Below are 2,648 nucleotides of genomic sequence, written 5' to 3'. Positions count from 1 at the left end.
GAGACGAGAGTTCCCATATTTTGAGCGGGTTGACGAACCAGTTGCCTGATCGTGATCCGGAGGAGACGGCTGAGTGGTTGGAGTCGTTGGATGCGTTGATTGCTGATCGTGGCACGGAGCGTGCGCAGTTCATTATGCGTAGTTTGTTGCAGCGGGCGGGTGCGCAGAGTGTGGGTGTGCCGATGGTCACGACGACCGATTATGTGAATACGATTCCTGCGGACCAGGAGCCGGTCTTTCCGGGCAATGAGGAGATCGAGCGCCGGTACCGGGCGTGGTTGCGGTGGAACGCGGCGGTCATGGTGCACCGGGCGCAGCGTCCCGGGATCGGGGTGGGCGGGCACATTTCGACCTATGCCGGGGCGGCGACCTTGTACGAGGTCGGGTTCAACCACTTCTTCCGGGGCAAGGACCATGCCGGGGGCGGGGACCAGGTCTTTTTCCAGGGACACGCGTCCCCGGGCATGTACGCGCGCGCGTTCCTGGAAGGCCGCCTCACGGAGGAGGACCTGGACGGGTTCCGGCAGGAAAAGTCCAGGCAGGGCCATGCCCTGTCCTCGTACCCGCACCCGCGGCTCATGCCGGAATTTTGGGAGTACCCGACGGTGTCGATGGGGATCGGGCCGATGAACGCGATCTACCAGGCCCAGTCGAACCGGTACCTGCACAACCGCGGCATCAAGGACACCTCCCAGCAGCATGTGTGGGCTTTTCTGGGCGACGGGGAAATGGACGAGCCCGAATCCCGGGGCCTGCTCCAGCTGGCAGCGAACGACAAGCTGGACAACCTCACCTTCGTGGTGAACTGCAACCTCCAGCGCCTGGACGGGCCGGTGCGCGGGAACGGGAAGATCGTCCAGGAACTCGAGGCGTTCTTCCGCGGCGCGGGCTGGAACGTCATCAAGGTGCTGTGGGGGCGGGAATGGGACGAGCTCCTGGCCCGGGACACCGACCATTCCCTGGTGAAGGTCATGAACGACACCCTGGACGGGGACTACCAGACGTACAAGGCCGAGTCCGGCGGGTTCGTCCGCGAACACTTCTTCGGCCAAACCCCGCAGACCAAGGAACTCGCCGCGCACCTCAGCGATGACGAGGTCTGGAATTTGAAGCGCGGCGGGCACGACTACCACAAGGTCTACGCCGCGTACAAGGCAGCCCTGGACTTCCAGGGCAAGCCGACGGTGATCCTGGCCCACACGGTCAAGGGCTACGGGCTCGGCACGCACTTCGAGGCCCGCAACTCCACCCACCAGATGAAGAAGCTGACCCTGCAGGACTTGAAGGACTTCCGCACCCACCTGCGCCTGCCCATCAGCGACGAGGTTCTGGAAGCTGACCCGTACCGGCCCCCGTACTACCACCCCGGGGCCGACGCCCCGGAAATCCGGTACCTGATGGAACGCCGCGCCGCCCTGGGCGGGTTCGTCCCGGAACGGCGCACCCGCCACACCGCCCTGGCCCTGCCCGGGGAGAAAAGCTACGACGCCGCGAACCGCGGCTCGGGCAAGCAGCACGCCGCCACGACCATGGCCTTCGTGCGCCTGTTGAAGGACCTGATGCGTGACAAGGGCATCGGGCAGCGGATCGTCCCGATCATCCCCGACGAGGCCCGCACCTTCGGCATCGACGCGTTCTTCCCGACCGCGAAGATCTACAACCCCAACGGGCAGAACTACCTCTCCGTGGACCGCGACCTGGTCCTGGCCTACAAGGAATCCATCAGCGGGCAGATCGTCCACGCCGGCATCAACGAAGCCGGGTCCGTGGCCGCGTTCACCGCCGCCGGGACCGCGTACGCCACCCACGGCGAACCCCTGATCCCGATCTACGTCTTCTACTCCATGTTCGGCTTCCAACGCACCGGGGACCAGTTCTGGGCCGCCGGGGACCAAATGGCCCGCGGCTTCATCATCGGCGCGACCGCCGGACGGACCACCCTGACCGGGGAAGGCCTCCAACACGCCGACGGCCACTCCCCCCTCCTGGCCTCCACGAACACCGCGATCATCTCCTACGACCCCGCCTACGGCTACGAAATCGGGGCCATCGTCAAGGACGGCCTGGAACGCATGTACGGCGGAACCCACCCGGACCCCAACGTCATGTACTACCTCACCGTCTACAACGAACCCATCATCCAGCCCAAAGCCCCCGAACACATGGACACCGAAGGCATCACCCGCGGCATTTACCACCTCCAGGCCGCCAGCATCCAGGGCCCCAAAACCCAGCTCCTGGCCTCCGGCGTCGCCGTGCCCTGGGCCCTGGAAGCCCAACAAATCCTCGCCGCCGACTGGGACGTCGCCGCGGACGTGTGGTCCGTCACGTCCTGGACGGAACTCCGACGTGACGGCCTCGACGCCGAGGAACACGCCTTCCTCCACCCCGAACAGGAACCCCGCACCCCCTACCTCACACAGAAAATGGCCGGCGCCGAAGGACCCGTCATCGCCGTCACCGACTACATGAAAGCCGTCCCGGACCAGGTACGCCAATACCTCCCCAACGACTTCGCGACCCTCGGCGCCGACGGCTTCGGCTTCTCCGACACCCGCGCAGCCGCCCGACGCTACTTCAAAATCGACTCCCACTCCATCGTCGTCCGCGCCCTCCAAATGCTCGCCAAAACCGGCCACGTCCCCGCC

At 65.7% G+C, this 2,648-nt stretch carries 1 protein-coding gene; it reads left to right on the top strand.

The genetic code is table 11. The features are described from left to right. Positions 1-2,648 (top strand): pyruvate dehydrogenase (acetyl-transferring), homodimeric type (gene aceE / locus LPN03_RS20600; protein ID WP_262455737.1); only part of this gene is annotated, 2,648 nt, incomplete at both ends.

The organism is Arthrobacter sp. A2-55, from assembly GCF_025548615.1.
In the GTDB taxonomy this organism is placed as follows: domain Bacteria; phylum Actinomycetota; class Actinomycetes; order Actinomycetales; family Micrococcaceae; genus Specibacter; species Specibacter silviterrae.
This window is presented reverse-complemented; position numbering and strand designations above follow the sequence as displayed.